Origin of the sequence: Micromonospora sp. MP36, from assembly GCF_008119785.1 — a bacterium.
GTDB lineage: Bacteria > Actinomycetota > Actinomycetes > Mycobacteriales > Micromonosporaceae > Micromonospora.
Genome location: NZ_VSFA01000006.1, coordinates 103,291 through 129,493, shown reverse-complemented (window position 1 = coordinate 129,493; position 26,203 = coordinate 103,291). Strand labels below are relative to the sequence as shown.

28 protein-coding genes are annotated in these 26,203 nt (G+C 73.5%); 16 read left to right on the top strand and 12 right to left on the bottom strand.

From position 1 onward, the window contains the following. Nucleotides 1-43: 43 nt before the first annotated feature. Both dtd and FXF52_RS09120 read right to left on the bottom strand, forming a co-directional pair. Nucleotides 44-466 carry a D-aminoacyl-tRNA deacylase gene (gene dtd / locus FXF52_RS09125; protein WP_148795371.1) on the bottom strand — a complete coding sequence of 141 codons (423 nt, stop codon included), beginning with the start codon at nucleotides 464-466 and terminating at the stop codon, nucleotides 44-46. Further along, the gene (locus FXF52_RS09120) at nucleotides 466-1,950 is read right to left on the bottom strand and encodes a methyltransferase (protein WP_187413395.1); all 1,485 of its coding nucleotides are present in this window, start codon (nucleotides 1,948-1,950) and stop codon (nucleotides 466-468) included. Before FXF52_RS09120 ends, dtd begins: the two co-directional genes overlap by 1 nt. 178 nt (nucleotides 1,951-2,128) lie before the next feature. Here FXF52_RS09120 and FXF52_RS09115 point away from each other — a divergent pair, with 178 nt between their 5' ends. Both FXF52_RS09115 and FXF52_RS09110 read left to right on the top strand, forming a co-directional pair. Then, nucleotides 2,129-3,349 carry a S8 family peptidase gene (locus tag FXF52_RS09115; RefSeq protein ID WP_148795369.1) on the top strand — a complete coding sequence of 407 codons (1,221 nt, stop codon included), beginning with the start codon at nucleotides 2,129-2,131 and terminating at the stop codon, nucleotides 3,347-3,349. Between the two features lie 123 nt (nucleotides 3,350-3,472). Next, complete coding sequence (locus FXF52_RS09110) at nucleotides 3,473-4,048, top strand: HhH-GPD-type base excision DNA repair protein (RefSeq protein ID WP_148795367.1); 576 nt, start codon at nucleotides 3,473-3,475, stop codon at nucleotides 4,046-4,048. Between the two features lie 276 nt (nucleotides 4,049-4,324). Here the strand turns inward: FXF52_RS09110 and FXF52_RS09105 are convergent, their stop codons facing one another. Next, entirely contained in the window at nucleotides 4,325-4,636 is a 312-nt protein-coding gene (locus FXF52_RS09105) for a hypothetical protein (protein ID WP_148795366.1), read from the bottom strand. Next, nucleotides 4,626-4,937, bottom strand: a complete 312-nt coding sequence (locus FXF52_RS09100) for a hypothetical protein (protein WP_255471815.1) — start codon at nucleotides 4,935-4,937, stop codon at nucleotides 4,626-4,628. Before FXF52_RS09100 ends, FXF52_RS09105 begins: the two co-directional genes overlap by 11 nt. Before the next feature lie 101 nt (nucleotides 4,938-5,038). On the opposite strand from FXF52_RS09100, the gene FXF52_RS09095 reads away from it, so the two are divergent. Then, nucleotides 5,039-5,398 carry a DUF3099 domain-containing protein gene (locus tag FXF52_RS09095; protein WP_187413394.1) on the top strand — a complete coding sequence of 120 codons (360 nt, stop codon included), beginning with the start codon at nucleotides 5,039-5,041 and terminating at the stop codon, nucleotides 5,396-5,398. Nucleotides 5,399-5,434: 36 nt separating this feature from the next. Here the strand turns inward: FXF52_RS09095 and FXF52_RS09090 are convergent, their stop codons facing one another. Together FXF52_RS09090 and FXF52_RS09085 are read right to left on the bottom strand one after the other, a co-directional pair. After that, entirely contained in the window at nucleotides 5,435-6,334 is a 900-nt protein-coding gene (locus tag FXF52_RS09090) for a carbohydrate kinase family protein (RefSeq protein ID WP_148795361.1), read from the bottom strand. Nucleotides 6,335-6,410: 76 nt separating this feature from the next. Next, complete coding sequence (locus FXF52_RS09085; RefSeq protein WP_148795358.1) at nucleotides 6,411-7,346, bottom strand: pseudouridine-5'-phosphate glycosidase; 936 nt, start codon at nucleotides 7,344-7,346, stop codon at nucleotides 6,411-6,413. 88 nt (nucleotides 7,347-7,434) lie between these two features. On the opposite strand from FXF52_RS09085, the gene FXF52_RS09080 reads away from it, so the two are divergent. The 3 genes from FXF52_RS09080 to FXF52_RS09070 all read left to right on the top strand — a co-directional run bounded on the left by FXF52_RS09080 (nucleotide 7,435) and on the right by FXF52_RS09070 (nucleotide 10,247). Continuing rightward, nucleotides 7,435-7,653 (top strand): DUF3039 domain-containing protein, encoded by a 219-nt coding sequence (locus FXF52_RS09080; RefSeq protein ID WP_148795356.1) that lies wholly within the window; start codon nucleotides 7,435-7,437, stop codon nucleotides 7,651-7,653. Nucleotides 7,654-7,693: 40 nt separating this feature from the next. Continuing rightward, on the top strand, nucleotides 7,694-8,344 hold the full coding sequence (locus FXF52_RS09075; RefSeq protein WP_148795354.1) for a trimeric intracellular cation channel family protein: 651 nt from the start codon (nucleotides 7,694-7,696) through the stop codon (nucleotides 8,342-8,344). Nucleotides 8,345-8,522: 178 nt separating this feature from the next. Then, nucleotides 8,523-10,247, top strand: a complete 1,725-nt coding sequence (locus FXF52_RS09070; protein WP_148795352.1) for a DEAD/DEAH box helicase — start codon at nucleotides 8,523-8,525, stop codon at nucleotides 10,245-10,247. A 172-nt stretch (nucleotides 10,248-10,419) separates the two neighbouring features. Here the strand turns inward: FXF52_RS09070 and FXF52_RS09065 are convergent, their stop codons facing one another. Together FXF52_RS09065 and FXF52_RS09060 are read right to left on the bottom strand one after the other, a co-directional pair. Then, a complete protein-coding gene (locus FXF52_RS09065; RefSeq protein WP_073835435.1) occupies nucleotides 10,420-10,653 on the bottom strand; it encodes a hypothetical protein in 234 nt (77 codons plus the stop codon). Nucleotides 10,654-10,897: 244 nt separating this feature from the next. Next, a complete protein-coding gene (locus FXF52_RS09060) occupies nucleotides 10,898-12,508 on the bottom strand; it encodes an RNA polymerase sigma factor (protein ID WP_148795350.1) in 1,611 nt (536 codons plus the stop codon). Nucleotides 12,509-12,794: 286 nt separating this feature from the next. Between FXF52_RS09060 and FXF52_RS09055 the strand changes: the two genes are divergently transcribed. Further along, nucleotides 12,795-13,616: an inositol monophosphatase family protein gene (locus tag FXF52_RS09055; protein ID WP_148795348.1), complete on the top strand. Its 822-nt coding sequence runs from the start codon at nucleotides 12,795-12,797 to the stop codon at nucleotides 13,614-13,616. Nucleotides 13,617-13,726: 110 nt separating this feature from the next. On the opposite strand, the gene FXF52_RS09050 is transcribed toward FXF52_RS09055, so the two are convergent. Continuing rightward, the gene (locus FXF52_RS09050) at nucleotides 13,727-14,239 is read right to left on the bottom strand and encodes a LytR C-terminal domain-containing protein (RefSeq protein ID WP_187413400.1); all 513 of its coding nucleotides are present in this window, start codon (nucleotides 14,237-14,239) and stop codon (nucleotides 13,727-13,729) included. Nucleotides 14,240-14,676: 437 nt separating this feature from the next. Here FXF52_RS09050 and FXF52_RS09045 point away from each other — a divergent pair, with 437 nt between their 5' ends. Both FXF52_RS09045 and FXF52_RS09040 read left to right on the top strand, forming a co-directional pair. After that, entirely contained in the window at nucleotides 14,677-14,973 is a 297-nt protein-coding gene (locus FXF52_RS09045) for a DUF4193 domain-containing protein (protein WP_148795344.1), read from the top strand. Nucleotides 14,974-15,108: 135 nt separating this feature from the next. Continuing rightward, the gene (locus FXF52_RS09040; protein WP_370517906.1) at nucleotides 15,109-16,023 is read left to right on the top strand and encodes a hypothetical protein; all 915 of its coding nucleotides are present in this window, start codon (nucleotides 15,109-15,111) and stop codon (nucleotides 16,021-16,023) included. Nucleotides 16,024-16,105: 82 nt separating this feature from the next. Here FXF52_RS09040 and FXF52_RS09035 read toward each other — a convergent pair whose 3' ends face one another. Continuing rightward, entirely contained in the window at nucleotides 16,106-16,600 is a 495-nt protein-coding gene (locus FXF52_RS09035; protein WP_148795483.1) for a DUF3093 domain-containing protein, read from the bottom strand. Nucleotides 16,601-16,692: 92 nt separating this feature from the next. On the opposite strand from FXF52_RS09035, the gene dut reads away from it, so the two are divergent. From dut to FXF52_RS09015, 4 genes are all read left to right on the top strand, one after another. Further along, on the top strand, nucleotides 16,693-17,190 hold the full coding sequence (dut, locus tag FXF52_RS09030) for a dUTP diphosphatase (protein WP_148795342.1): 498 nt from the start codon (nucleotides 16,693-16,695) through the stop codon (nucleotides 17,188-17,190). 25 nt (nucleotides 17,191-17,215) lie between these two features. Continuing rightward, a complete protein-coding gene (locus tag FXF52_RS09025; protein ID WP_148795340.1) occupies nucleotides 17,216-17,881 on the top strand; it encodes a DUF3710 domain-containing protein in 666 nt (221 codons plus the stop codon). Nucleotides 17,882-18,064: 183 nt separating this feature from the next. Then, nucleotides 18,065-18,445, top strand: a complete 381-nt coding sequence (locus tag FXF52_RS09020) for an OB-fold nucleic acid binding domain-containing protein (RefSeq protein WP_148795338.1) — start codon at nucleotides 18,065-18,067, stop codon at nucleotides 18,443-18,445. Further along, nucleotides 18,442-19,125, top strand: coding sequence for a DUF3159 domain-containing protein (locus FXF52_RS09015; RefSeq protein WP_148795336.1), 684 nt, complete (start codon nucleotides 18,442-18,444; stop codon nucleotides 19,123-19,125). Before FXF52_RS09020 ends, FXF52_RS09015 begins: the two co-directional genes overlap by 4 nt. A 45-nt stretch (nucleotides 19,126-19,170) precedes the next feature. Here the strand turns inward: FXF52_RS09015 and FXF52_RS09010 are convergent, their stop codons facing one another. Next, nucleotides 19,171-19,860, bottom strand: coding sequence for a TrkA family potassium uptake protein (locus FXF52_RS09010; RefSeq protein ID WP_148795334.1), 690 nt, complete (start codon nucleotides 19,858-19,860; stop codon nucleotides 19,171-19,173). A gap of 3 nt (nucleotides 19,861-19,863) precedes the next feature. Continuing rightward, nucleotides 19,864-20,529, bottom strand: coding sequence for a TrkA family potassium uptake protein (locus FXF52_RS09005; protein WP_148795333.1), 666 nt, complete (start codon nucleotides 20,527-20,529; stop codon nucleotides 19,864-19,866). Nucleotides 20,530-20,687: 158 nt separating this feature from the next. On the opposite strand from FXF52_RS09005, the gene FXF52_RS09000 reads away from it, so the two are divergent. The 3 genes from FXF52_RS09000 to dxs all read left to right on the top strand — a co-directional run bounded on the left by FXF52_RS09000 (nucleotide 20,688) and on the right by dxs (nucleotide 26,089). Continuing rightward, nucleotides 20,688-22,742, top strand: a complete 2,055-nt coding sequence (locus tag FXF52_RS09000) for an APC family permease (RefSeq protein WP_148795331.1) — start codon at nucleotides 20,688-20,690, stop codon at nucleotides 22,740-22,742. Beyond that, nucleotides 22,739-23,980, top strand: a complete 1,242-nt coding sequence (locus FXF52_RS08995; protein ID WP_148795329.1) for a class I SAM-dependent RNA methyltransferase — start codon at nucleotides 22,739-22,741, stop codon at nucleotides 23,978-23,980. Before FXF52_RS09000 ends, FXF52_RS08995 begins: the two co-directional genes overlap by 4 nt. 165 nt (nucleotides 23,981-24,145) lie before the next feature. Next, nucleotides 24,146-26,089, top strand: a complete 1,944-nt coding sequence (dxs, locus tag FXF52_RS08990; RefSeq protein WP_148795327.1) for a 1-deoxy-D-xylulose-5-phosphate synthase — start codon at nucleotides 24,146-24,148, stop codon at nucleotides 26,087-26,089. Nucleotides 26,090-26,203 lie beyond the last annotated feature (114 nt).

The window sequence follows — 26,203 nt, the reverse complement described above, 5'->3', positions numbered from 1 at the left end:
ACCGGCGCCAACCTCATGATCGACGGGGCGGGCGGAGACGGGGTCAGAGGTCCAGGAGGATGGTGCGGGGGCCGACGTTGACGCTCTCGACCAGCATGTGGGCGCGGAAGCGACCGGTCTCGACCTTGGCGCCGCGATCCCGCAGCGCCTCCACCACCGCCGTCACGAGCGGTTCGGCCTGCTCGGCGGGCGCGGCCGCGGTCCAGCTCGGGCGGCGGCCCTTGCGGGCGTCGCCGTAGAGGGTGAACTGGCTCACCACGAGGATGGGCGCGCCGCTGTCCGCGGCGCTGCGCTCGTCGTCCAGGATGCGCAGTTCGTGGATCTTGCGGGCCATGGTGGCCGCGACCTGCGGGGTGTCGGTGTGGGTGACCCCGAGTAACACCAGCAGGCCGTCGGCGATCTCGCCGACCACCTCGCCGTCGACGGTCACGCCGGCCCGTCCGACCGTCTGCACCACCGCCCGCATCAGGCCACCACCGGCTCGATGATGCCGCGCTCGACCAGGTGCGCCACGATCGGGCCGGCCGCCTCGGCCAGCTCGTCCGGGGTGACGTCGTGCGCGGCGGCGAGCAGGGCGAGCTGGTCGCGCAGCGGCAGCCTGCCGTCCGCGCCGCCGACCAGAGCGAGCACCAGCGGGTCGATCTCCTCGGACCAGCGCAGCCCGTGCGGCATGGCGAGGACCTGCCGATCCACCGCCCAGCCCTCGTCGCCCATGGTCGCCTCCTGCCGCAGCTGGAGCCCTTCGGCGGCCCGGTAGCGTGCGGCCAGCAGCCCGTCGGTGTCGCGGGCCCGCAGCCAGTCCTGCCGGTCGAACCACTCGGCGATCCGGTCGCCCATCGGCGGCTCGACCCGCTGCCGCAGGTCCTCGACCCGGACGATCGGCTGGTCGTGGCCGGCGCGGCGCAGCGACACGATGCCGAAGCCGATCGCCTCCACCTTGTGCGCGTCGAACCAGTCCAGCCAGGCCGCCATCCGCTGCGGGTCGGCGGCCTCCCCGACGTCGGTCAGCCACAGGTTGACGTACGCCATCGGGTCGGCCACCTCGCGCTGGATCACCCAGGCGTCCAGCCCGGTACCGGCGAACCAGCCGGCCACCCGTTCGTCCCACTCCTCGCCGGTGACGTGCACCCAGTTGGCCAGGTACTGCATCGTCCCGCCCTCGGTGAGCAGGTGCGGCGCGGCGGCGGCCAGTTCGGCGCCGATCGCGTCGCCGACCCGCCCGGAGTCCCGGTAGACGTGCGTGGTGGTGCCGGGTCCGACCACGAACGGCGGGTTGCTGACCACCAGGTCGAACCGGCGCCCGGCGACCGGGGCCACCAGGTCGCCCTGGAGCAGCTCCCAGTCCTGCCCGTTGAGCGCGGCGGTGGTGGCGGCGAAGCGCAGCGCGCGCGGCGCGACGTCGGTCGCGGTCACCTTCCGGGCGTGGGTGGACAGGTGCAGGGCCTGGACGCCGGAGCCGGTGCCCAGGTCCAGTGCGGTCTCCACGGGACGGCGGACGGTGGCGCCGATCAGCGTCTGGGTGGCCCCGCCGATGCCGAGCACGTGCTCGGCGTGCAGCGGCTTCCCGGGCCGGGCGCTGGCCGGCACGTCGGCGAGCACCCACCACTCGTCCCCGTACGGCTCCAGGTCGACGCCGGCGCGCAGGCCGTCGCCGTGCCGCTCGACGATCCCGCCGGCGACGGCCTCCTCGACCGTCAGCGGGGCGAGCGCGGCGGCCACCGCCGGCTCCAGCTCGGTCTGGTCGCAGATGAAGACCCGGATCAACGTGGCGAGCGGGTCGCGGTCCTCGGTGGCGCGCAGCGCGGCCCGGAAGTCGTTGCGGGCCACGCCGCCGGTGGCCTGCGGGCCGAGCCGGTCGGCGATGCCGTTGGCGGTGAAGCGCACCCGGGTCAGCGCGATGCGCAGCGCGTCGACGCCCGCGGGGGAGAGCAGCATGTCATGACGGTCCACGTCGCCATCCTGCCTCCCCGGCGCCGCCGATCGGCCGGCACCCACGAGATCCATACCGGGCGGCGAATAGGTCGGAGGTTATCTCTTTCATGACTGTCGATGCCTGGCTACCATCTCCCCCAACATCTTCGATGGGTGCCCGGGTCACGAGCGCGGGCGCCCGGTAGGGAGCCAGACGATGTCCGACGTGTCCGTTCCTCGGCGTCGCGCGCTGCGCGCGCTCGCCGTCACGGCCGCCGCCGCGGCCCTCGCCGCCGCCGCCTCCACCCCCGCCCTCGCCGCGCCCACCGGCGACGTCCGCTACGCCGGCGCCCCGGACGCCATCAGCGGCAGCTACCTGGTGGTGCTCAAGGGCGACGCCGTCGGCGCCGCCAACAGCCTAGCCGCCCGCACCGCGGTCCCGGACCGCGCCGCCAGCCTGGCCAAGCGCTACGGGGGCTCGGTCGGCACGGTCTGGAGCGCCGCGCTGACCGGCTACAGCGCGAAGATGAGCCCCGCGCAGGCCCGCCGGCTCGCCGCCGACCCGACCGTCGCGTACGTCGAGCAGGACCGGGTGGTGACCACCCAGGGCACCCAGACCGGGGCGACGTGGGGGCTGGACCGGATCGACCAGCGCAACCTGCCGCTGAACGCCAGCTACACCTACCCGAACACGGCCAGCAACGTGCGGGCGTACATCATCGACACCGGCATCCGGATCACGCACAGCGACTTCGGCGGCCGGGCGAGCTGGGGCACCAACACGGTGGACAGCAACAACACCGACTGCAACGGCCACGGCACGCACGTCGCCGGCACCGTCGGCGGCGCGAACTACGGCGTGGCCAAGGGGATCCGCCTGATCGCGGTGAAGGTGCTCAACTGCTCCGGCAGCGGCAGCACCACCGGCGTGGTGAGCGGCGTCAACTGGGTCACCTCGAACGCGGTCAAGCCGGCCGTGGCGAACATGAGCCTCGGCGGCGGCGCCAGCAGCACCCTCGACAACGCGGTGGCCAACTCGATCAGCTCCGGCGTCACGTACGCCATCGCGGCCGGCAACTCCACCGCCAACGCCTGCAACTACTCGCCGGCCCGGGTCGCCTCCGCGATCACCGTCGGCGCCACGACCAGCACCGACGCCCGCGCCTCGTACTCCAACTACGGCTCCTGCCTGGACATCTTCGCGCCCGGCTCGTCGATCACCTCGGACTGGAGCACCAGCGACACGGCCACCAACACGATCAGCGGCACCTCGATGGCCACGCCGCACGTGGCCGGCGCGGCGGCGCTCGTGCTCGGCGCCAACCCGTCGTACACCCCGGCGCAGGTGACCAGCTACCTGACCAGCAACGCCACCACCGGCAAGGTGACCAACCCCGGCTCCGGCTCGCCGAACCGGCTGCTCTTCGTCGTCAACTGACGACCCGCACCGCGCGCGGCCCGGTGGACGCCACCCCTGTCCACCGGGCCGCCTCGGGTCGCCCCCGGGGGCGGCTCGGGGAGTCGGCTCGGCCGGCGACCGACCTGCCGGCAGGATGGAGGCATGACGCTCTCCCTGCCCATCGATCCGGACGCCAACGAAATGCTGGCCCGCAGCCCGCTCGCGCTGCTCCTCGGCATGGTGCTCGACCAGCAGGTGCCGATGGAGAAGGCGTTCTCCTCCCCGTACGTCCTGACCCAGCGGCTGGGCCACGAGCCGGACGCCCGGGAACTGGCCGGATACGCGCCGGAGGCCCTGGTGGCCCTCTTCGCCCAGCCGCCGGCCCTGCACCGGTTCCCCAAGGCGATGGCGGCCCGGGTCCAGGAGGTGTGCCAGGTCCTCGTCGACCGGTACGACGGCGACCCGGCCCGGCTCTGGTCCGACGTCACCGACGGCCGGGAACTGCTGCGCCGGGTCGGCGAGCTGCCCGGCTTCGGCAAGCAGAAGGCACAGATCTTCGTGGCGCTGCTCGGCAAGCGGTTCGGCGTCACCCCGGACGGCTGGCGGGAGGCCGCCGGCGGGTACGGCGACGCGGACGCGTACCGGTCGGTGGCCGACGTGACCGATCCCGAGTCGCTGCGCCGGGTACGGGAGTACAAGCAGCGGATGAAGGCGGAGGCGAAGGCCGCGAAGAGCTGACCCGGCGCCCGTCCGCCGCCGTACCGTGACCTGGTAGGCGCGGACGTTCATCATCATCCCGGCTGCCTCCGCTGGCGGTCGCCGCGTCGATCTCGGCGGTGCTGGCCGGGATCGCGGTGACCGACGCGCTGCGCGCCCGGGGCCGGCCGCCGGAGCAGCCCGCGCCGCCGATCTGACGGTCGGCCGGGCCGGTCGGCCCGGCCGGTCGGACGCGTCGGACGCCGGTCAGAGGCCGGTCGGGCCCGTCGGACGCCGGTCGAGCGTGTCGGACGCCGGTCAGGCGGCGGTCGGGCGGGAGAGCGCGGCGAGCGCCCGGCGCACGTCGGCCAGCGAGACCGTCGCCGAGTCGTCCAGGTCGGCCAGGCCGGCCTCGATCCACTGCCGCATCAGCGTGGTCACCCCGATGCCGCGCGTCTCGGCGGCCGCCCGGACCCGTTCGTACGTCTCCAGCGGGAGGCGTACCGAGCGGCTGACCATCGGCACGTCGGTGTCGGGGGTGGGCAGCTCCGCCGGCTGGCTCTCGTCGATCAGGTCGGCGAGCGCGTCGCCGCCGTCGTGGAACCGCTTGGTCGCCTCGTTACGGTGCATCGTGACCGCCTCCTCGTCGGCGTGATCTCCGTACCGCCTCGTCGTAGCGCTTGGCCTCGACGTCGCTCAGTTCGCGGGCGGAGAGGATGTCCCAGTCGTTGTCGGTGCCGTCGGCCTCGGCCAGCAGCACGGCGAGGCGTCGCCCCCGGTGGGCGGTCGCGTAGACCACCATCACGTCGTCCCCGAGGTGCCGGATAACCCGTCGCGTGCTGTGCAGGGCCTCCCAGACTTCCCCGGGCGTGACGTCGTAGACCCGCAGGTTGGCCAGTGCCTCGTCGATGAAGCTGAACCGGTTGGCCACGGGTGGAGCGTACCACGCGCGTAACACGAGGCGGCACGGGACGATTTTCGCCGATCATCCTCGGGGAGTGACAGGATGAGGGGTAACCCCTCGAGGAGGTCGTGGTGAAGCGTCAGGCGTACCAGCCGATCCTGATCACCGACGCCGCGCGCAGCCAGGACGACCAGCTCAACAGCCGGCAGAAGCGCTACGTGCTGATGATGGGCGTCCGGGTCGCGTGCCTGGTGGTCGGTGCGATCCTGGTCGGCGCGAAGGCACCCCTGCTCTGGCTCTGGCTGCCGCTGTGCGGCGTCGGGATGGTGCTCATCCCGTGGCTGGCGGTGCTGCTGGCCAACGACCGGCCGCCGAAGGAGCAGCACCGCTTGGCCGGGAAGTTCCATCCGCGCCACCGCGAGGAGACCCCGCCGATGGCGCTCCCCGCCGACGAGCACCCCCACAAGGTCATCGACGCCGAGTCCTGACCCGGCCCGGGCGCCACACCCGGACCGGGCACCCCGTCAGGGGGTGGGCCGGGCGCCGACCGAGGAGACGGCGAGCGCGCCGAGATCGCCGGCCCGGGACAGGGCCGCCCGCGGATCCGCGCCGGCCAGCCAGGCGGTGAGCAGGCCGGCGGCGAACGCATCCCCGGCCCCGGTGACGTCCACCACGGCCACCCCGCGCGCGGGCGCCGTCTCGACCACCCCGGTCCGGTCCACCCAGACCGCCCCGGCCGCGCCCCGCTTGACCACGACCCGGTGGGCCACCGCGGTCAGCGCCCGCGCCTGCGCCGCCGGGTCCAGCCCGCCGGCCAGCACGGTCGCCTCTTCCGTGTTGACCAGCAGCAGGTCGACGTCGCGTACCCAGGTCAGGAGGGCCGTCGCGCCGACCCGCCGCAGCGGCGCCGCGGAGGCCGCGTCGACGCTGGTGGTCAGCCCGCGCTCGCGGGCGACGGCCAGCGCGCGCAGTCCCGCGCCGCGCGACCCGGCGTCCAGCAGGGTGTACGCGGACAGGTGCAGGTGCCCGGCGTCGGGCGCCGCCGCCAGGGCCTGGTCGACGTGCCCGGCGGTCAGCCGCAGGTTCGCCCCGCGCTGGCTGACCATGGTGCGCTCCCCACCGTGGGCGAGCACGATCACCGTGCCGGTCGGGTAGCCCTCGTGGCGCTCGATCGCGCAGCTCACCCCGACCCGGTCCAGTTCGGCGACCCGGTCGCGGCCCGCCTCGTCGTCGCCGGTCGCGGCTACCAGCGTGACGTCGGCGCCCTGACCGGCGAGCCAGGCGGCGGTGTTGGCCGCCTGCCCGCCGCCGCTGAACCGGATCGCGGCCGCGGTGTCCGAGCCGGTCGCCGGGGGGCCGGAGAGCACCGCGACCACGTCGGTGATCACGTCGCCGACGACGACGATGCGGGGCACCCGGCTCATGCCGCCACCTCACTGCGCTCGGCGCCGGCCTGAGGCACCACGGCGCTGCACTGATGATTCGCTCGCTGGCGCTCGCTCATGCCGCGGAGTCGGTACGGCGGGCCGTCGCGGCGACCGCGATCCGTGCCGCCAGATCGGCGTTGCGCAGGATGATCCGGACGTTCACCGCCAGGCTGGCACCCTCGGTGGCCGAGTGGAAGTGGGCGAGCAGGAACGGCGTGACGGCCTTCCCGGTCACCCCCTCGCGGGCCAGCATGCCCAGCCCCTCGGCGAGGGTGCGGTCGTGCAGCGCCGGGTCGAGCTGCTGGTCGACCGGGAGCGGGTTCGCCACGATCAGCCCGCCGTGGTGCACGCCCTGCCGCTCCCGGGCGAGGAGCACGTCGGCCACCTGCTCCGGCGACTCCACCGACCAGTCCAGGTCGAAGCCGGCGTCGGTGAGGTAGAAGCCGGGGAAGCGGCGGGTCCGGGAGCCGACCACGCTCACGCCCAGGGTCTCCAGCCGCTCCAGCGTGGCACCCACGTCCAGGATCGACTTCACTCCGGCGCAGACCACCGTGATCGGCGTCCGGGCCAGGGTGACCAGGTCGGCGGACTCGTCGAAGGTCTGGGCCGCCTCCCGGTGCACCCCGCCGAGACCGCCGGTGGCGAACACGCCGATCCCGGCCGCGGCGGCGACCGCGCTGGTGGCGGCCACCGTGGTGGCGCCGTCCGCGCCGGTCGCCGCGGCCACCGCGAGATCGCGTACGGAGAGCTTGTGCACGCCGTCGACCGTGGCGAGGCGGGTCAGCTGCGCGTCGTCCAGGCCGACGACCAGTTCGCCGGCGACCATGCCGATGGTGGCCGGGACCGCGCCGGCGTCCCGGACGGTCTGCTCGATCTGCCGGGCCACCAGCAGGTTGTCCGGCCGGGGCAGGCCGTGCGAGACGATGGTGCTCTCCAGGGCGACGACCGGGCGCCCGGCGCGCAGGGCGTCGGCCACCTCGGTCCCGAAACGGATGTGAAAGTTGGTCACTTCCGTTACGGTACGGGCCGTCATCCGGCCACCTGCGGTGGACCGCCCTCGAAGAAGCTGCCAAACTGGAAATTTGGAGGTGTAGCAAGTGAGCACACAGGTTCTTGAGCGTCCCGAGGTGAAGGACGCCGACACCGGTCCGGAGATGTTCCACTACGTCCGCAAGGAAAAGATCGCCGAGAGCGCGGTCATGGGCACGTTCGTCGTCGCGCTGTGCGGGGAGACCTTCCCGGTCACCAAGGCGGCCAAGCCGGGTTCGCCGGTCTGCCCGAAGTGCAAGGAGATCTACGACTCCTGGGACGAGTGACCGCGGGCGGCTCCGCCGCCCGCCCACGTAACCTTCGCCGGTGACCACCTCCACCGCCCTGCTCGTCGCCGACCTCACCGGTGTCGCGGTCTTCGCCGCCTCCGGCGCCTCGGCGGCGGTCGCCAAACGACTCGACCTCTTCGGGGTGGTCTTCGTCGGCGTCGTCGCCGCGCTCGGCGGCGGGATCTTCCGAGACCTGGTCATCGACGAGGTCCCGCCCCTGGCCTTCGCCGACTGGCGGTACGCGGTCACCGCGGCGGCCACCGCCGCCGCCGTCTTCTGGCTGCACCCGCAGCTCGCCCGGCTGCGCACCACCGTACTCGTGCTCGACGCGGCCGGCCTCGGCCTGTTCACCGTCACCGGCACGCTCAAGGCCCTCGAGGCGCACGTTCCGGCGGTCGGCGCCTGCATGATCGGCATGCTCACCGCGATCGGCGGCGGCCTGGGGCGTGACCTGCTCACCGGCGAGATCCCGGTGGTGCTGCGCCGGGAGATCTACGCTCTGGCCGCGCTGGCCGGGTCGGTCATCGTGGCGCTGCTGTCGGCGTACGGACAGGCGCACACGGCCGGGCTGATCGTCGCGGCCGCGTTCGTCATCGTGCTGCGGCTGGTCTCGCTGCGGCGGCGCTGGTCCGCCCCGGTCGCCACGCTGCGTCCGCCCCGCACCGGGACCCGCGGCCCGCAGGGCTGAACCGCTGCCGGCGGGGTGGGCGGATGTGACCAGCGTGGCGTCGAGTGGGGAGAAAGGCGCCCGCTGGTTATGCTGAGTCGGCCTTCGCGGCACCTTCTGCGCGGAGGCGTTTTCATGGGCGGCGGTACCCGTGGCCCTCGGCCCGGGTCGCCGCCGTGCGGTCGGAGAGGAGCTACCCGTGGCACCGCGGTTGCCGGCGCTCGAGACGTTCCCGCCCCTGCGTGCCTGGCAGCGCAAGGCGATGGTGGAGTACCTGCGCCGCCGTACCGAGGACTTCACGGCGGTCGCCACGCCCGGCGCCGGTAAGACCACCTTCGCGCTGCGGATCGCCGCCGAGCTGCTGAACGACGGCACCGTCGAGGCCGTCACCGTGGTCGCCCCCACCGAGCACCTGAAGACCCAGTGGGCGCAGGCCGCCGCCCGCGTCGGCATCCAGCTCGACGCCGCCTTCCGCAACGCCGACCTGCACTCCGCCGCCGACTTCCACGGCGCCGTCGTCACGTACGCCCAGGTGGGCATGGCGCCGCAGGTGCACCGGCGGCGCACCATGACCCGACGCACGCTGATCATCCTGGACGAGATCCACCACGCCGGTGACTCGCGCACCTGGGGCGACGGCGTGAAGGCAGCCTTCGAGCCCGCGGTACGCCGGCTGATGCTCACCGGTACGCCGTTCCGCTCCGACGACAATCCGATCCCGTTCGTCGCCTACGAGCGGGGCGGGGACGGCCTGCTCCGGTCCCGCGCCGACTCGGTCTACGGCTACTCGGACGCGCTGCGCGACGGCGTGGTCCGGCCGGTGCTCTTCCTGGCGTACTCCGGGGAGACCCGGTGGCGCACCAACGCCGGGGAGGAACTGGCCGCCCGCCTGGGCGAGCCGATGACCCAGGACCTCGTGGCGCAGGCCTGGCGTACCGCGCTGGACCCGGCCGGCGACTGGATGCCGCAGGTGCTGCGGGCCGCCGACGCCCGGCTGACCGTGCTGCGCAACGCCGGCATGCCCGACGCGGGCGGGCTGGTGATCGCCAGCGACCAGCAGGCCGCCCGCTTTTACGCGAAGCTGATCGAGCAGGTGACCGGCGAGAAGGCGGCCGTGGTGCTCTCCGACGACCAGGGCGCGTCAGCGCGGATCGCGACGTTCGCGGCGTCCGAGCAGCGCTGGCTGGTCGCGGTGCGGATGGTGTCCGAGGGCGTCGACATCCCCCGGCTGGCCGTGGGCGTGTACGCGACCAGCGCCAGCACCCCGCTCTACTTCGCGCAGGCCATCGGTCGGTTCGTCCGGGCCCGGCGGCCCGGCGAGACCGCCTCGGTGTTCCTGCCGAGCGTGCCGCACCTGCTCGGGCTGGCCAGCGAGATGGAGGCCGAGCGGGACCACGTGCTCGGCAAGGCGAAGGACGCCGACGGCTTCGACGACGACCTGCTGGAGCGCGCCCAGCGGGACGACCAGGCCAGCGGCGAGCTGGAGAAGCGGTTCGCGGCGCTCTCCGCGACGGCCGAGCTGGACCAGGTGATCTTCGACGGCGCGTCGTTCGGCACCGCCGCCCAGGCCGGCACCCCAGAGGAGGAGGAATATCTCGGCCTCCCCGGGCTGCTCACCGCCGACCAGGTCGCGATGCTGCTGAGCAAGCGGCAGGCCGAGCAGTTGGCCGCGCAGCGGCGCAAGAGCGCCCAGCGGGCTCCCGAGCCGGCGGCCGAGGCGCCCGCGCCGCCGATGAGCGCCGCCCAGCGCCGGGTCGCGCTCCGGCGGCAGTTGAACGCGCTGGTGGCCGCCCGGCACCACCGCACCGGCCAGCCGCACGGCAAGATCCACGCCGAGCTGCGCCGGATCTGCGGCGGCCCGCCGAGCGCCCAGGCGACGATCGAGCAGCTCGAAGAGCGCATCGCCACCGTCCAAACCCTGTAACCCGGGCCCCACCTCACCCGGTCCGGGTGATCATGAGGTTAGCGGCACTTTTCGAGATCGACATCGCCGCTAACTTCATGATCAACGCCATGATGCCACGGGTGTGGAAAAGCCGGCGGGAGGCCCCTGTGGGGCCTCCCGCCGGCTATGTCGGGTTGCGGATTGTTCGGACTCAGTTCGCCATCAGATCGGCGCCACGCCAGCTGAACTCCGGGTCCGTCGCGTACCGCACGGTGATCTTCACGAGATCCTCCGCGTACTTGTTCGCGTGGTGCCCACAGAACACCAGCTCGCTCCCACCCGCCAGAGTGATCCGGAGCTTGCCGGCAGCATTGCAGCGGTCGCACCGTTCATCGGCGGCCGGGGGGCTCACCGTCTCGGGCGGCGGCGTGAGGGTCGGGGTCATCGCCTTCCTCCTCTGGTCGTCACCGATGAACACTCTCTTCGGTTGCTCACCTATCGTGCAACACCCAGTTCGGGCCCTGCCTTCCCTGTGTGCCCGCGGGGGACCGAGGTCACACCTGGCGTGGAAGACAGTGTGCCGTGCACCAAGGGTGCCACGCCAACGATCACAAACAGGCAACCGACCGATCACCAATGAGTGTTCTACGGCTGGTGATCAAACCGACACGACTGGTTGACGTGCGCGGTCAGTCCAGGTAGTCGCGGAGCACCTGGGAACGCGAGGGATGCCGCAACTTGGACATGGTCTTGGATTCGATCTGCCGGATGCGCTCCCGGGTCACGCCGTACACCTGGCCGATCTCGTCCAAGGTGCGCGGCTGGCCGTCGGTGAGGCCGAAGCGGAGGCGTACCACACCGGCCTCACGCTCGGAGAGCGTCTGCAGGACCTGCTGGAGCTGGTCCTGCAGCAGCGAGAACGAGACCGCGTCGACCGCGACCACGGCCTCCGAGTCCTCGATGAAGTCACCGAGCTGGCTGTCACCCTCGTCGCCGATCGTCTGGTCCAGCGAGATGGGCTCCCGGGCGTACTGCTGGATCTCCAGCACCTTCTCCGGTGTGATGTCCATCTCCTTGGCCAGCTCCTCCGGGGTGGGCTCGCGGCCCAGGTCCTGGAGCAGCTCGCGCTGGATCCGGCCGAGCTTGTTGATCACCTCGACCATGTGCACCGGGATGCGGATGGTGCGGGCCTGGTCGGCCATGGCGCGGGTGATGGCCTGGCGGATCCACCAGGTGGCGTAGGTGGAGAACTTGTAGCCCTTGGTGTAGTCGAACTTCTCGACGGCGCGGATCAGGCCGAGGTTGCCCTCCTGGATCAGGTCGAGGAACGCCATCCCGCGACCGGTGTAGCGCTTGGCCAGCGAGACGACCAGCCGGAGGTTCGCCTCCAGCAGGTGGTTCTTGGCCCGCTCACCGTCCCGGGAGATCCAGAGCAGGTCACGCTGCATGTCCCGGGTGAGCTTGTCCTCGCCCTCATCGGCGGCGCGCAGCCGCTCGGCGGCGTAGAGGCCGGCCTCGATCCGCTTGGCGAGCTCGACCTCCTGCTCCGCGTTGAGCAGCGGCACCTTGCCGATCTGCTTCAGGTAGGCCCGCACGGAGTCGGCGGAGGCGGTCAGCTCGGCGTCGCGACGCGCCTGCTTGAGCGCCTCGGACTCCTCGTCGTCCCACTCGAAGTCGTTGTCGCTGGCGGAGCTGGCCGCGTCGGCCTCGGCGGCCTGGGTCAGCTCGGCTGGCTCGTCGACCACGACGTCCTCGATCTCGGCGGCCAGCTCCTCCGGGTCGATGTCGCCCTCGGGCCCCTCGCCCTTCGGCGCGGCCTTCGCCGGCTTCGCCCCGGCGGTCTTCGCCGCCACGGTCGCCTTGGTGGCCCGGGTCGCCTTGGTGGCCTTCGCCGGGGCGGCGGCCTTGGCGGCCACGTCCGCGGTGGTGCCGGCGGCCTTGCGCGCGGTCGCCTTCCGCGGGGCGGGGGTCGGGACCTCCTCGGCGGCCGGCGCCTGCTTCGGGGCGGGCGCGGCGGCCTTCTTGGTGGTCTTGGCGGTGGTGGCCCGGGAAGCCGGCGTGGCGGACCGGGCGGCGGCCACCCGGCGGCGGGTGCTGGCAGAGCCATCCACCACCACCGTCACCCCCGCTTCGGAGAGCGCACGCAGGATCTTCTTGGCCTGGGCCGGGGTCACCTCAGCGGACTCGACGGTGCGCGCGAGCTGGGCCGACGTGAGCTGGCCGCCGGCGCTCTGCGCGTGGGCGATCAGGGTGTCGGTGAGCGAGCGAACGTCGGCGCCGGTCTGGCGGGGTTCTGTCACGAATGACCTTCCGGAGGCGAAGAGCGAGCACGGCCGGGTCGTCCGGCGCAGCACGGAACGCCGTGCCGGGCGATGTCGTTGAGGGACCCCCGTGTCCCGGGCCGGCCGGTCGCTGGCGGTCCGTGGCGCGTGGGCAGGGTGAATTGTAACGCCGTCTGCGGCGATCATCCCGCGCCGCACGGCGTACCGGCGGTATGGACCACCGATTCGGCGCAGATGTGGACTTTGTAAGGATGATACCCGCGCTCGACCGGGCCGGTCCCGGTCGTGCGGGAAGGGGACGAACATGATCCGCTCGGCGCCCACCCCGCCGGAACTGCTGGAGATCGCCGTCGCGGTGGCCCGGGACGCCGCGGCCACCGCGCACCGGATGCGGGTCGAGGGGGTCTCCGTCGCGGCGACCAAGAGCACCGTCACCGACGTGGTCACCGCCGCCGACCGCGCCGTCGAGCGGCAGGTGCTGGACGCCCTGCGTACGTTCCGCCCGGACGACGCGGTGCTGGGCGAGGAGTACGGCGGGGCGGAGGCCGGGTCGGCCCCGGACGGCGGGGTGCGCTGGATCGTCGACCCGATCGACGGCACCGTCAACTACCTCTACGGGCTGCCGTACTGCGCGGTCTCGCTGGCCGCCGAGGTGGCCGGCGAGGTGGTGGCCGGGGTGGTGCGCAACGTCGCCACCGGGGAGGAGTGGACGGCCACCGCGGGCGGCGGCGCCTGGCGGGACGGGGAGCGGCTGCGCTGCTCCACCGAGACCGACCTGGGGCAGGCGCTGGTGGCCACCGGGTTCGGCTACGACGCCGGCCGTCGGGCGCACCAGGCCCGGGTGGTCGCCGAGCTGATCCCGCACGTCCGGGACATCCGCCGGATGGGCGCCGCGGCGCTGGACCTCTGCCTGGCCGCCGAGGGGCGGGTCGACGCCTACTACGAGAAGGGGCTGGCCGCCTGGGACCTCGCCGCGGGCGGCCTGGTCGCCCGCGAGGCGGGACTGCTGGTGACCGGTCTGTCCGGGCGGCCGCCCGGCCCGGACCTGGTGCTCGCCGTGCCTCCGGCGCTCTTCGACCCGCTGCACACCCGGCTCGCCGCCCTGGACGCCTCCGGCGGCCCCTGAGCCCACCGGTGCTCGGGGGATCGGCCCGTCGGGGTGCCGAACGTGCCACCGGGCGGCGTCCCGGGGTGGGGACACCGCCCGGTGGGGGCGATCGTTGGACTGGCCGGGCCCTACTTGTCGACCGGGGCCGGGCAGGTCTCGGGCGGGGCGATCGGCGAGCCGAGGTCGCCCAGGGACTGGTTGACCTCGGTGGTGGTGGCGAGCTGCTGGAAGGAGTTGCCGAGGATCACGTCGACCGTGTCGTCCGTGCGCTTCGCGTCGAACTTCTGCAAGGCGTTGTCGAGGAAGTAGGCCCGCAGCAGGTGCGCGGAGCCGACCCCCTTGGGGCCGAAGCGCAGCACCGCGACCGCGTCGACGGCCGGGGCGTTGCCCACCTTCTTGACCTGGAACTTGCGGTTGCGGAAGTCGTCGGCGACGCTGCCGGCCCGGCCCACCTCGTCGGTCCCGTTGTACACGTTGATCTTGACGTCCTTCGGCTCGCGCAGCGTGACGTCCGCCAGCGGCCAGCCCTTGGGGCAACCGGCGGCCGTGCCCGCCTTGCCCTGGGTGTCGCGGACCATCGCGACGACGACGAAGACCAGGGCGACGACCGCCAGCAGACCGACGACAACGAGTGCCCGCACTCGTGCAAAACTCATCTGGGCGCTCCCCGGAACAGAATTTGGGCGGCGGCGGCCGTCGGCGGTCGGGCCACCCGCCGGCCGTCGAGTACGCCGCTGAGGTTAACGGGTGTCCGGCCGTGGCGTGGAAACAGTCCGACATGCCGGCGCGCCACCCAGGGAACGGGTAGTACTACCCCTATCTTCGTGTCGCCTGAGTCACATTGGGAACAACTTCGGGCGCAGGGGCGTACATCTCTGCCACGAGGGCGGTATACATGCCTCGCCCAATGGGGGGGTAAGGTTCCGCGCTCGCTGGGGTGTTCCTCTCTGGCGGACTCGGCCCACCGGTCGTCGGGTCGGGTGACCGACACAAAGTGGTGGCCGGCCAGTGGAACTGAAACAGCGTCCTCCGGCGTTACAACCGGAAGTGACCATATCGATATGGGAGAGTGAAACCGATGGCCACCGACTACGACGCCCCGCGTCGCGACGAGGTCGACCTCGGCGAGGACAGCCTCGAAGAGCTCAAGGCCCGGCGGGTCGACTCACAGTCGGGCGCCGTGGACGTCGATGAGGCCGAGGTGGCGGAGAGCTTCGAGCTGCCCGGCGCCGACCTGGCCGACGAGGAGCTCACGGTCAAGGTGCTACCGATGCAGCAGGACGAGTTCCGGTGCGCCCGCTGCTTCCTGGTCCACCACCGCAGCCAACTGGCGGTCGAGCGCCACGGCGAGCTGATCTGCCGCGAGTGCGCCTGATCCCGACGCGTGTCACCGGCGGCGGCCTCCTCGACGGGGCCGCCGCTCTTCGAGCCGCCGTGCGCCGGTGGCGGGAAGCTGCTTGACTCGTACCGGCGGCCTGCCACGCCGCCCCGAGCACGGGAGGGCGGACGGGTGAGCGAGCACAGCGAGCGGGCCGGAGCACCGGACGCCGCCGGGACCGGCGCCCCGGGACGGACCGACCGACCGGCCGAGCCGCCCGCGCCGCCCGCCGAGGGGGCGACCGAGCGGCCCGAGCGCGCGGCCGAGGGGGCGGCCGAGTCGTCCGCCGAGGGCGGTGCGGCGGAGCAGCTCGGGGCGACGGTCGCCGCGCTGACCGCGGACGACCTTCCCCCGGCCCGGCGCCGGCAGCTGCTCACCCGGCTGGTCGGCCAGGCCCGCGTCCGGGGCCTCGCGGACCTGTTCAAGCCGAGGGCCGCGGTCCGCTGGATGGCGGACACCGTCGCCGAGGTCGCCCCGCACGTACCGGTCCGCGACCTGGCCACGCTCCGGCGGCACTTCCCCGGCCTGACCGAGGAAGAGCTGGCCGAGCGGCTGGTCCGCAACGCCGCCCGGGCCACCGCCGGGATCGGCGCGGCCGGTGGCGGGGTCGCCGCGGTCGAGTGGACCGTCACCCCGACGCTGCTCTCCGCCCCGGTGCTGCTGGCCGCCGAGACGGTCGCCGTGGTCGCGATCGAGCTGAAGCTGATCGGCGAGCTGCACGAGGTCTACCGGGTGCCGCTGCCCACCGGCGGTACCCAGCGGGCCGTGGCGCTGATCCAGTCCTGGGCCAGCCAGCGGGGGATCAACCCGATGCTGCCCGGGGTCGGGGTGAGCGCGGTGCTCGGCACCGCGGCCCGCCGGGAGCTGCGGGACAGCCTGCTGCGCCGGTTCGGCCGCAACCTGACCACGCTCGGCCCGTTCCTGACCGGTGCCGCCGTCGCCGGCTACCTCAACCGCCGGGCCACCCGGAACCTCGCCGACCAGCTCCGCAAGGACCTCCGCCGCAAGCGCCAGGAGCTCCCCGGCTCCCGCCTCGCGCTGCCCTGACCCCGCGACCGGCAGCCACTTTCTCCGTGCACTGCGGATCAGGCCGGCTCGGTGCCGGCGGGGGATGGGGTTGAGGCGGGGATCAGGCGGCGCCGCGAGCGGCGAGGATCGCCGTGGCCAGCTCGACCGGGTGCCGCGTGCTGATCACCCAGAACGGGGTCGGGTCGGCCGGGTCGTCCAGCACCACCTGCACCGCCCCGCCGATCCACGGGCGCTGCACCACGAAGGCGAGCGGGTCCGACCCGACGCCGAGCACCTCGCGCCGGCCGGCGGCGTCCAGCGGCACCACGTCGGCGACGTACCGCACCGGGAGATGGGCGTCGTCCACCCGCAGCTCGCCGTCGCGGACCGCCACCCGGATCCGGCCCAGCCACCCGAGCGCGGCCAGGGCCGCCGGGATCAGCAGCACGAACGGCAGCCAGGACCGGACGCCCGTGGCGCCCATCCAGAGCTCGGCGGCGAGCAGGCCGGCGACGGCGAGGCCGACCGGCCAGGCCCACCACGGCAGCCCGAGCCGCTCCGTGTACTCCCCGGCGGCGGTCACCGGCGGGGTCGCGGCGGACGAGGACGACGACAGGCTCACAGTCCGAGGGTACGGCGCACGGCGGGCCGGCCAACCGGCAGGATGGCAGGGTCACCCCCGCAAGGACCGGACGGAAGAGGAAGACCGTGACAGACGTCGTACCCGTGCCCGTACGGCAGCTCGACCCGGAGCTGCCGCTGCCGGCGTACGCCCATCCCGGCGACGCCGGCGCGGACCTGGTGGCCGCAGCGGACGTGGAGCTGCCGCCCGGCGGGCGCGCCCTGGTGCCGACCGGCGTGGCCATCGCCCTGCCGGAGGGGTACGTCGGGCTGGTGCATCCCCGATCGGGGCTGGCGGCCAGGCTCGGCGTGACGGTGCTCAACGCGCCCGGTACGGTCGACGCCGGCTACCGGGGTGAGATCCTGGTCAACCTGATCAATCATGATCGGGAGACACCGGCGAAGATCAGCCGGGGTGACCGGATCGCGCAGCTCGTCGTCCAGCGGGTCGCGCGGGCCGAGTTCCAGCCGGTGGCGGAGCTGCCCGCGTCCCGGCGCGGGGCCGGCGGGCACGGGTCCACCGGCGGGCATGCCGGGCTGGTCCCGATCCCGGCGAGCGGGCAGACGGAAGAGGTGGCAGGGTGAGTGTGAACAGCGGAGGGCGGGCGCAGTGATCTTCTCCCGAAAGCGGGCCGGCGAGGCGCGGCACGCGCGTGACGAGCGGGCCGACGAGGTGCTCGACGCCCCGGAGAGCGAGGAGTCGACCTCGGCGCCGTCCCGGGGTCCGTACGACCTCGCCGAGGCGCCCGACGAACCCCGGCTGGACCTCGGCAGCCTCCAGATCCCGGCGGTGCCGGACGTCGAGGTGCGGGTCCAGGCCGACCCGCAGGGCGTGATCCAGCAGGTCGTGCTGGTGCACGGCGACAACGCGCTGCAGCTCGGCGTCTTCGCGGCGCCCCGGTCCGAGGGCATCTGGGACGAGGTGCGCGAGGAGATCCGGCAGTCGCTGTACAACGACGGCGCCGCCGCCCAGGAGGTGCAGGGGGATTACGGCACCGAGCTGAAGGCCCGGGTCCGCACCCCGGACGGGCTGACCGACCTGCGCTTCGTGGGCATCGACGGCCCGCGCTGGATGGTCCGCGGTGTCTACCAGGGCGAGGCGGCCAGCAACCCGGCCGTCGCCGGCCCGCTCGCGCGCTGCCTGGAGGGCCTGGTGGTCGACCGGGGCCAGGAGGCCAAGCCGGTTCGCGAGCCGCTGCCGCTGCGGCTGCCCCGCGAGGTCGCCGAACAGCAGGCGGCCGCGCAGCAGACCGCGCCGGGGCAGCGCGAGGCCTGAGACGTACCCCACGGGCCCGGTCCCGTCGGCTCCCGTCGACGGTGCCGGGCCCGTCCCCTGTCCGGCGGACGCCGGCTCCGCAGCCGGGCCGGATCGGCGTACGCTGGCGGGACGGTTCCCGCATCCCGGGGCCGAGCCAGTGCCGGCGCGGCCGGCCAGCCTGGAGAGGGTGACGCGGAGGTCATGACGACCGACGAGAGCCGGGTGTCGCTGCGGCGGCTACTGCATCGGCTCACCGCGAGCGAAGCCGAGATCGAGGCGCAGGAGCTGCGCCGGGAGAGCGCGGAGTCCGGCGGGATGCCGGCCCAGCAGTGCATGCGGGGCCAGGTGGTGTCGATCAACGGGCGGCTGCGCACGGTGGTCTACACGCCCCGGACCAACCTGCCGACGCTGGAGGCCGACCTCTACGACGGCAGCGACGTGGTCACCCTGGTCTGGCTGGGCCGGCGGCACATCGCCGGCATCGAGCCGGGCCGGCACCTCACCGCCCGCGGCCGGCTGGCCGTCCGGGACGACCGCAAGGTGATCTACAACCCGTACTACGAGCTGGAGTCGCCGAAGTGACGACCGGACAGCATCGGTCCGCCGGGCCGGAACTCGGGCCGGAGGACGACGAGCGGCTGCCCAGCATCGCCGAGCAGATGGCCGACCAGCTCGGCGGCTGGCGGGGCCTGGTCGAGTCGAGCATCCCCGTGGTGGTCTTCGTGATCGCCAACGTGCTGGGCGAGCTGCGCCCTGCGGTGATCGCCTCGGTGGCGGTGGCGCTGCTGATCGCCGGGCTGCGCCTGGCCCAGCGCCGGCCGATCCGGCACGCGGTCAACGGGTTGTTCGGCATCGCCATCGGCGCCGCCATCGCCTGGCGGACCGGCGACGAGCGGGACTTCTACCTCCCCGGCATCCTCTACGGGATCGGCTACGGGCTGGCCCTGCTGCTGTCGGCCGTCATCCGGCAGCCGCTGGTGGGCTGGATCTGGTCGGTGCTGGTCGCCCGGGGCCGCTCGGAGTGGCGGGACGACCCGCGGCTGGTGCGTACCTTCACCCAGCTCACCGTGCTGTGGGGCGTGGTGTGGCTGGCCAAGGTAGGCGTGCAGGCGGGGCTCTACCTGGCCCACCAGGACACCGCGCTGGGCGTGGCCCGGCTCGCCCTGGGCTACCCGCCGTACGCGCTGCTGCTGCTGATCACCGTCTGGGCGGTGCGTCGGGTGACCCGGGACACCGCGCGGACGCCGCTGCCGGGAGCCTGACCCCGCCGGTCGTAGCGGAAACCGGCCGGCGGGACCGAGCGGCCGTCAGGCGCCGTCGCGGGTGCGCTCGACGCTGTCCGGGCCGAGGATCACCGCCCGGACCTCGTCCTCCACGGCGGCCGTGCACACGAAGACCAGCTCGTCGCCGGCCTCGATCGGGTCGTCCGGGCTGGGCACCAGCACCCGCTTGCCGCGCAGGATCGCCACCAGGGCCGCGTCCCGGGGGATCGGCACCGCGTGGATCGGCTCACCGACGTACGGCGCGCTGGGCGGCAGGGTGATCTCGACCAGGTTCGCCTCGCCCTGCCGGAAGGTCATCAGCCGGACCAGGTCGCCGACCGTGACCGCCTCCTCCACCAGGGCGGCCATCACCCGCGGCTTGCTCACCGCGACGTCGACGCCCCACTGCTCGGTGAACAGCCACTCGTTCTCCGCCCGGTTGACCCGGGCGACCACGCGGGGCACCGCGAACTCGGTCTTGGCCAGCAGCGACACCACCAGGTTGACCTTGTCGTCGCCGGTGGCGGCCACCACCACCTCGCAGCCGGCGACGTTGGCCTCCTCCAGGCTGGCCAGCTCGCACGCGTCGGCGAGCACCCACTCGGCGGCCGGCACCCGGTCCGGCCGGAGCATCTTGGGCTGCCGCTCGATCAGCATCACCTGGTGCCCGTTGTCGATCAGCTCCTGCGCGATGGAGCGGCCCACGTTGCCCGCGCCGGCGATGGCGATGCGCATGGCTCAGTGCCCCCCTTCCGGCGGCGCCGCCGCCACCGAGGTGACTGACGGGATGATGTCGTCGGTCACCAGCATGAAGACCTGGTCGCCCTCCTGCACGATGGTGGAGGCGGTGGGCAGCGTGCCGATCCCGAACCGGATCAGGTACGCGACCCGGGCCCCGGCGGCCTCCTCCAACTCCCGCAGCGACCGGCCGATCCAGTCCTTGTGCACCGGCGCCTCGATGATCGACACGGTGCTGGTCGGGTCGCGGAAGATCTCCACGTTGCCCTCGGGCACCAGGTGCCGCAGCATCCGGTCGGCGGTCCACCGGACGGTCGCCACGGTGGGGATGCCCAGCCGCTCGTAGACCTGCGCCCGGCGCTGGTCGTAGATGCGGGCGGCCACCCGGGAGACGCCGAACGTCTCCCGCGCCAGCCGGGCCGAGATGATGTTGGAGTTGTCGCCGCTGGAGACCGCCGCGAAGGCGTCCGCGCGCTCGATGCCGGCCTGGCGCAGCACCTCGCCGTCGAAGCCGGCGCCGGTGACGGTGATGCCGGCGAAGTCGGGGCCGAGGCGGCGGAACGCGTCCGCGTCCTGGTCGATCACCGCCACCGAGTGCCCCCGGGACTCCAGGCTGTGGGCGAGGGTCGACCCGACCCGGCCGCAGCCCATGATCACGACATGCACGGTGTCCGCTCCTCCCACGGTCCGCCCGGTGGACCCGTCGACTGCGAGCCTGCCACGTCCCCGCCGCAGGCGGGGGACCGACCGTACCGCGCCCGCGCGCGCGGGGGTGATCAGCCACCCCCACCAGATGTTCCGGACTGGTCGTACTCTTGGCGGTTGTGGCCAGACCCACCTCGCTGCTGAAGCGACTCCTCGTCGGTCGACCGTTCCGGTCCGACCGCCTCCAGCACACCCTGCTGCCGAAGCGCATCGCGCTGCCGGTCTTCGCCTCGGACGCGCTCTCCAGCGTCGCGTACGCGCCCGATGAGATCCTCCTGACGCTCTCCATCGCGGGCGCCTCGGCCTTCGTCTTCTCGCCGTGGATCGCGCTCGCGGTCGTCGTGGTGATGCTCACCGTGGTGGCGAGCTACCGGCAGAACGTGCACGCCTACCCCTCCGGCGGCGGCGACTACGAGGTGGCCACCGTCAACCTCGGTCCGCGCGCCGGCCTGGCGGTGGCCAGCGCGCTGCTGGTCGACTACGTCCTCACCGTCGCGGTCTCGATCTCCTCCGGCGTGGCCAACCTCGGCTCCGTGCTCCCGTTCGTGGCCACCCACAAGGTGTTGATCGCGGTCATCGCGGTGGCGCTGCTCACCGCGATGAACCTGCGCGGCCTGCGTGAGTCCGGCACGGCGTTCGCCATCCCGACCTACGGTTTCGTGATCGTGATCGGCGGCATGCTGCTCACCGGCCTGATCCGGATCTTCATCCTCGGCGACGAGTTGCGCGCGCCGAGCGCCGGCCTGGAGATCCAGGCGGAGCACAGCGTCACCGGGTTCGCCCTGGTCTTCCTGCTGCTGCGGACCTTCTCCTCGGGCAGCGCCGCGCTCACCGGTGTGGAGGCGATCTCCAACGGGGTGCCGGCGTTCAAGGCGCCGAAGAGCCGCAACGCGGCCACCACCCTGCTGCTGCTCGGCGCCATCGCGGTGAGCATGCTGTTCGGCATCATCTGGCTGGCCCGGCTGACCCACCTGCAGTTCGTCGAGTCCCCGAGCCAGATCGTCTCCGGCCCGTCCGGGTACGTGCAGAAGACGGTCACCACCCAGCTCGGCGAGGCGGTCTTCGGCAACGGTGTGCTGCTCTACGTGGTCGCCGGGATGACCGCGCTGATCCTGTTCCTGGCCGCCAACACCGCCTTCAACGGCTTCCCGGTGCTCGGCTCGATCCTGGCCCAGGACCGCTACCTGCCCCGCCAGCTGCACACCCGGGGCGACCGGCTGGCGTTCTCCAACGGCATCGTCTTCCTCGCCGTCTTCGCGGTGGTGCTGATCGTCGGCTTCCAGGCCGAGGTGACCCGGCTCATCCAGCTCTACATCGTCGGCGTGTTCGTCTCGTTCACGCTCTCCCAGGGCGGCATGATCCGACACTGGAACCGGCACCTGCGCACCGAGCGGGATCCGGAGGTCCGCCGCCGGATGGTGCGCTCCCGGGCGATCAACGCCTTCGGCATGGCGCTGACCGGCACCGTCCTGGTCATCGTGCTGATCACGAAGTTCCTGCTCGGCGCCTGGATCGCGATCGCCGCGATGGCGGTGATCTACCTGCTGATGCTGGCCATCCGCCGGCACTACGACCGGGTCGCCGCCGAGCTGGAACCGACCGAGGCCCGGGCGGTGCTGCCCGCCCGCAACCACGCCATCGTGCTGGTCAGCAAGCTGCACCAGCCCACGCTGCGGGCCATCGCGTACGCCCGGGCGACCCGGCCGGACACGCTGACCGCGGTGACCGTGAACGTGGACGAGAAGGACACCCGGAACCTCCAGGCCGACTGGGAGCGGCGCGAGCTGCCCGTGCCGCTGACCGTGATCGACTCCCCGTACCGGGAGATCACCCGGCCGATCCTGAACTTCGTCGCTTCCACCCGCCGGGAGTCGCCCCGCGACGTGGTCACCGTCTTCATCCCCGAGTACGTGGTGGGCCGCTGGTGGGAGAACCTGCTGCACAACCAGAGCGCGCTGCGGCTCAAGGGGCGGCTGCTCTTCGAGCCGGGGGTGATGGTGACCAGCGTGCCGTGGCAGCTCGCCTCCACCGCCAGCAAGAACCTGGACCGGCTGGACGCCAACCTCAGCCGCGGTCCGGCGCGTGGGCCGCGGGTGGCCCCGCGCAGCACCCTGCCGCCCACCGTCCCGCCGGTGGCCTCCGCCCCGCCCGGGGAGAGCGGGGAGCGCCCGTGACGGCGCCGGTCGAGGGGCGGCGGGGGCTGGAGGAGGCCGAGCGGGTCGAGCTGACCGTGGCCGCGGTCGCCCCGGGCGGGCACTGCGTGGCCCGGGTCGACGGCCAGGTGGTCTTCGTCCGGCACGCGCTGCCCGGGGAGCGGGTGGTCGCCGAGGTGACCGAGGTGCACCGGGGCTTCGCCCGGGCCGACGCGGTCGAGGTGCTGACGGCCTCGCCGGACCGGGTCGAGCCACCCTGCCCGTATGCGAAGCCGGGCCGCTGCGGTGGCTGTGACCTCCAGCATGTCGCTCCCGACGCTCAGCTCGACTGGAAGAGCGCGGTGGTCCGCGAGCAGCTCACCCGGCTCGGCGGCCTCACCGATCCGCAGGTCGACGCGCTCGGGGTCCGGGTCGAGGCGCTGCCCGGCGGGTCGCTGGGCTGGCGCTCCCGGGTCCGGTACGCGGTCGACGGCGCCGGCCGGGCCGGGCTGCTCAAACACCGCTCGCACGAGGTGGTGCCGATCGACCGCTGCCTGATCGCCCACCCGGCGATCCAGGAGCTGCCGGTGCTCGCCCCCGCTGGGGCCCGCTGGCCGGACGCCGACGCCGTCGAGACGGTCGCCGCCACCGGCGGGGACGTCAGCGTCACCGCGTACGCCGACGGGGTGGCCACTCCGGTCAGCGGGCCGGCGGTGGTCCGCGAGGTGGCCGCCGGGCGGGAGTGGCGGCTCCCCGCGTCCGGTTTCTGGCAGGTCCACCCGGCTGCGGCGGACACCCTGGTCGGGGCGGTCCTCGACCTGCTCGACTCGCGCCCCGGCGAGACCGCCTGGGACCTGTACGGCGGCGCCGGGCTGTTCGCCGCGGCCCTCGCCGGCCGGGTCGGCGGGGCCCGGGTCACGCTGGTCGAGTCCGCCGCGTCGGGCGTGGCCGCCGCCCGGGATAACCTGGCCGACCTGCCCGGGGTGGAGGTGGTCGCGGGCCGGGTGGAGACCGTCCTGGCCCGCCGCCGGGTCACCGGCCCGGTCGACCTGGTGGTCCTCGATCCGCCCCGCTCCGGCGCCGGCGCGCCGGTGGTGCGGGACATCGTCGCCGCCGGCCCGCGGGCGGTGGCGTACGTGGCCTGCGACCCCGCCGCCTTCGCCCGGGACGTGCGCACCTTCACCGGGCTGGGCTGGCGGCTGGCCGCGCTGCGCGGCTTCGACCTGTTCCCGATGACCCAGCACGTCGAGCTGGTCGGCCTGCTCCTGCCGCCGTCCTGAGTTCACCGCTGTCGCGCCCCGGCCGAAGCCGCCCCGGGACCTGCGGTGAGCCACGGCCGGCAGCCAGGATTTCCGCCGGCCGGCGGTGCCCCCGCACCCCCGATCTGGCTGCCGTGATCCACGGCCGGGCTGCGGGCTGTCGGGCGGCCGATAGACTCTTCGGTCATGAGTGTTGAAGAGGGCACGGCCAACAACGGCCGGCTGCTGGGCACCGTCCAGGGTCCGCGGGACGTGAAGCGGATGACCGCCGAGCAGCTGGACATCCTCGCCGCCGAGATCCGTGACTTCCTGATCGCCAAGGTCTCCCGCACCGGCGGGCACATCGGGCCCAACCTGGGTGTGGTGGAGCTGACCCTGGCGATGCACCGGGTCTTCGACTCGCCGCGGGACCGGCTCCTGTTCGACACCGGCCACCAGGCCTACGTGCACAAGATCATCACCGGCCGGCAGGAGGGCTTCGACAAGCTCCGCCAGCGCGGTGGCCTCTCCGGCTACCCCAGCCAGGCGGAGAGCGAGCACGACCTGATCGAGAACTCGCACGCCTCCACCGCCCTGTCCTACGCCGACGGGCTCGCCAAGGCGTACGCGCTGCGCGGCGAGCGGCGCAGCGTGGTGGCCGTGGTCGGCGACGGCGCGCTGACCGGCGGCATGTGCTGGGAGGCGCTGAACAACATCGCCGCGGCCGGCAACCCGCTGGTGATCGTGGTGAACGATAACGGCCGGTCGTACGCGCCGACCATCGGCGGCCTCGCCGACCACCTCTCCTCGCTCCGGCTCAACCCCGGCTACGAGAAGGTGCTCGACACGGTCAAGGAGGCCCTCGGCTCGACCCCGCTGGTGGGCCGGCCGATGTACGAGGTGCTGCACGCGGTCAAGAAGGGCATCAAGGACGCGGTCGCCCCGCAGGCCATGTTCGAGGACCTCGGCATCAAGTACGTCGGCCCGGTCGACGGCCACGACGTCGCCGCGGTCGAGTCGGCGCTGCGCGCGGCGAAGAACTTCGGCGGCCCGGTGATAGTGCACGCGGTCACCCGCAAGGGTTACGGCTACCGCCCGGCCGAGGAGGACGAGGCGGACTGCTTCCACGGCCCCGGGGCGTTCGACATCCAGACCGGCAAGCTCGTCGCCGCCCCGTCGGTGAAGTGGACCCAGGTCTTCGCCGACGAGCTGGTCAAGATCGCCGACGAACGGCCGGACGTGGTCGGTATCACCGCCGCGATGGCCGAACCCACGGGCATCGCCAAGCTCGCCCGCAAGCACCCGAAGCGGGTGTACGACGTGGGCATCGCCGAGCAGCACGCCGCCACTTCGGCGGCCGGCCTCGCCATGGGCGGCCTGCACCCGGTGGTGGCCGTCTACGCCACCTTCCTCAACCGGGCCTTCGACCAGGTTCTGCTGGACGTGGCGATGCACAAGCTGCCGGTCACCTTCGTGCTGGACCGGGCGGGCATCACCGGCCCGGACGGGCCGAGCCACTACGGCATCTGGGACATGTCCGTCTTCGGCGTGGTGCCCGGCCTGCGGATCGCCGCGCCCCGCGACGCCGGCAGCCTCCGCGAGGAGCTGCGCGAGGCGATCGCCGTGGACGACGGCCCGACCGTCATCCGCTTCCCGACCGGCACGGTGGCCGCCGACCTGCCGGCCGTGCGCCGGGTCGGTGCGGTGGACGTGCTGGCCGAGTCGGCGCGTACCGACGTGCTGCTCGTCGCGGTCGGCTCCTTCGGCCAGCTCGGCATGGAGGTCGCCGCCCGGGTCGCCGAGCAGGGCTACGGGGTCACCGTGGTCGACCCGCGCTGGGTCCGCCCGGTCCCGGCCGAGCTGGTCGAGCTGGCCGCCGCGCACCGGCTCGTGGTCACCGTCGAGGACGGTGTCCGGGTCGGCGGCGTCGGTGACGCGCTCGGCCAGGCCATGCGCGACGCCGACGTCCGGGTGCCGCTGAAGGACCTGGGTGTGCCGGCAGACTGGCACCCGCACGGCACGCGGGCGCAGATCCTGGCCGACCTCGGCCTGACCGCGCAGGACGTGGCCCGCGACGTCACCGGCTGGATCTCCGGCCTGGACGCCCACCCCGTCGAGCCGACCGCCTCCGAGGCCGCCGCCAAGAACTGACGTCAACGCGAAACGGGCGGTCCTGCACCTGCGGGGCCGCCCGTTCCGCGTCGAGGCTTGCCGGCGGCCCTCCACCGTCTGGCCAGCGAGACCGGACCATCGCGGTGGCAGCCT

What these genes read in the sequence shown, in the direction of transcription:
- FXF52_RS09105 (WP_148795366.1), bottom strand. Translation starts at nt 4,636, where the DNA reads ATGCACCGTAACGAGGCGACCAAGCGGTTCCACGACGGCGGCGACGCG.
- FXF52_RS09010 (WP_148795334.1), bottom strand. Translation starts at nt 19,860, where the DNA reads ATGCGCATCGCCATCGCCGGCGCGGGCAACGTGGGCCGCTCCATCGCG.
- dtd (WP_148795371.1), bottom strand. Translation starts at nt 466, where the DNA reads ATGCGGGCGGTGGTGCAGACGGTCGGACGGGCCGGCGTGACCGTCGAC.
- FXF52_RS09110 (WP_148795367.1), top strand. Translation starts at nt 3,473, where the DNA reads ATGACGCTCTCCCTGCCCATCGATCCGGACGCCAACGAAATGCTGGCC.
- FXF52_RS09045 (WP_148795344.1), top strand. Translation starts at nt 14,677, where the DNA reads ATGGCCACCGACTACGACGCCCCGCGTCGCGACGAGGTCGACCTCGGC.
- FXF52_RS09055 (WP_148795348.1), top strand. Translation starts at nt 12,795, where the DNA reads ATGATCCGCTCGGCGCCCACCCCGCCGGAACTGCTGGAGATCGCCGTC.
- FXF52_RS09065 (WP_073835435.1), bottom strand. Translation starts at nt 10,653, where the DNA reads ATGACCCCGACCCTCACGCCGCCGCCCGAGACGGTGAGCCCCCCGGCC.
- dxs (WP_148795327.1), top strand. Translation starts at nt 24,146, where the DNA reads ATGAGTGTTGAAGAGGGCACGGCCAACAACGGCCGGCTGCTGGGCACC.
- FXF52_RS09090 (WP_148795361.1), bottom strand. Translation starts at nt 6,334, where the DNA reads ATGAGCCGGGTGCCCCGCATCGTCGTCGTCGGCGACGTGATCACCGAC.
- FXF52_RS09020 (WP_148795338.1), top strand. Translation starts at nt 18,065, where the DNA reads ATGACGACCGACGAGAGCCGGGTGTCGCTGCGGCGGCTACTGCATCGG.
- FXF52_RS09115 (WP_148795369.1), top strand. Translation starts at nt 2,129, where the DNA reads ATGTCCGACGTGTCCGTTCCTCGGCGTCGCGCGCTGCGCGCGCTCGCC.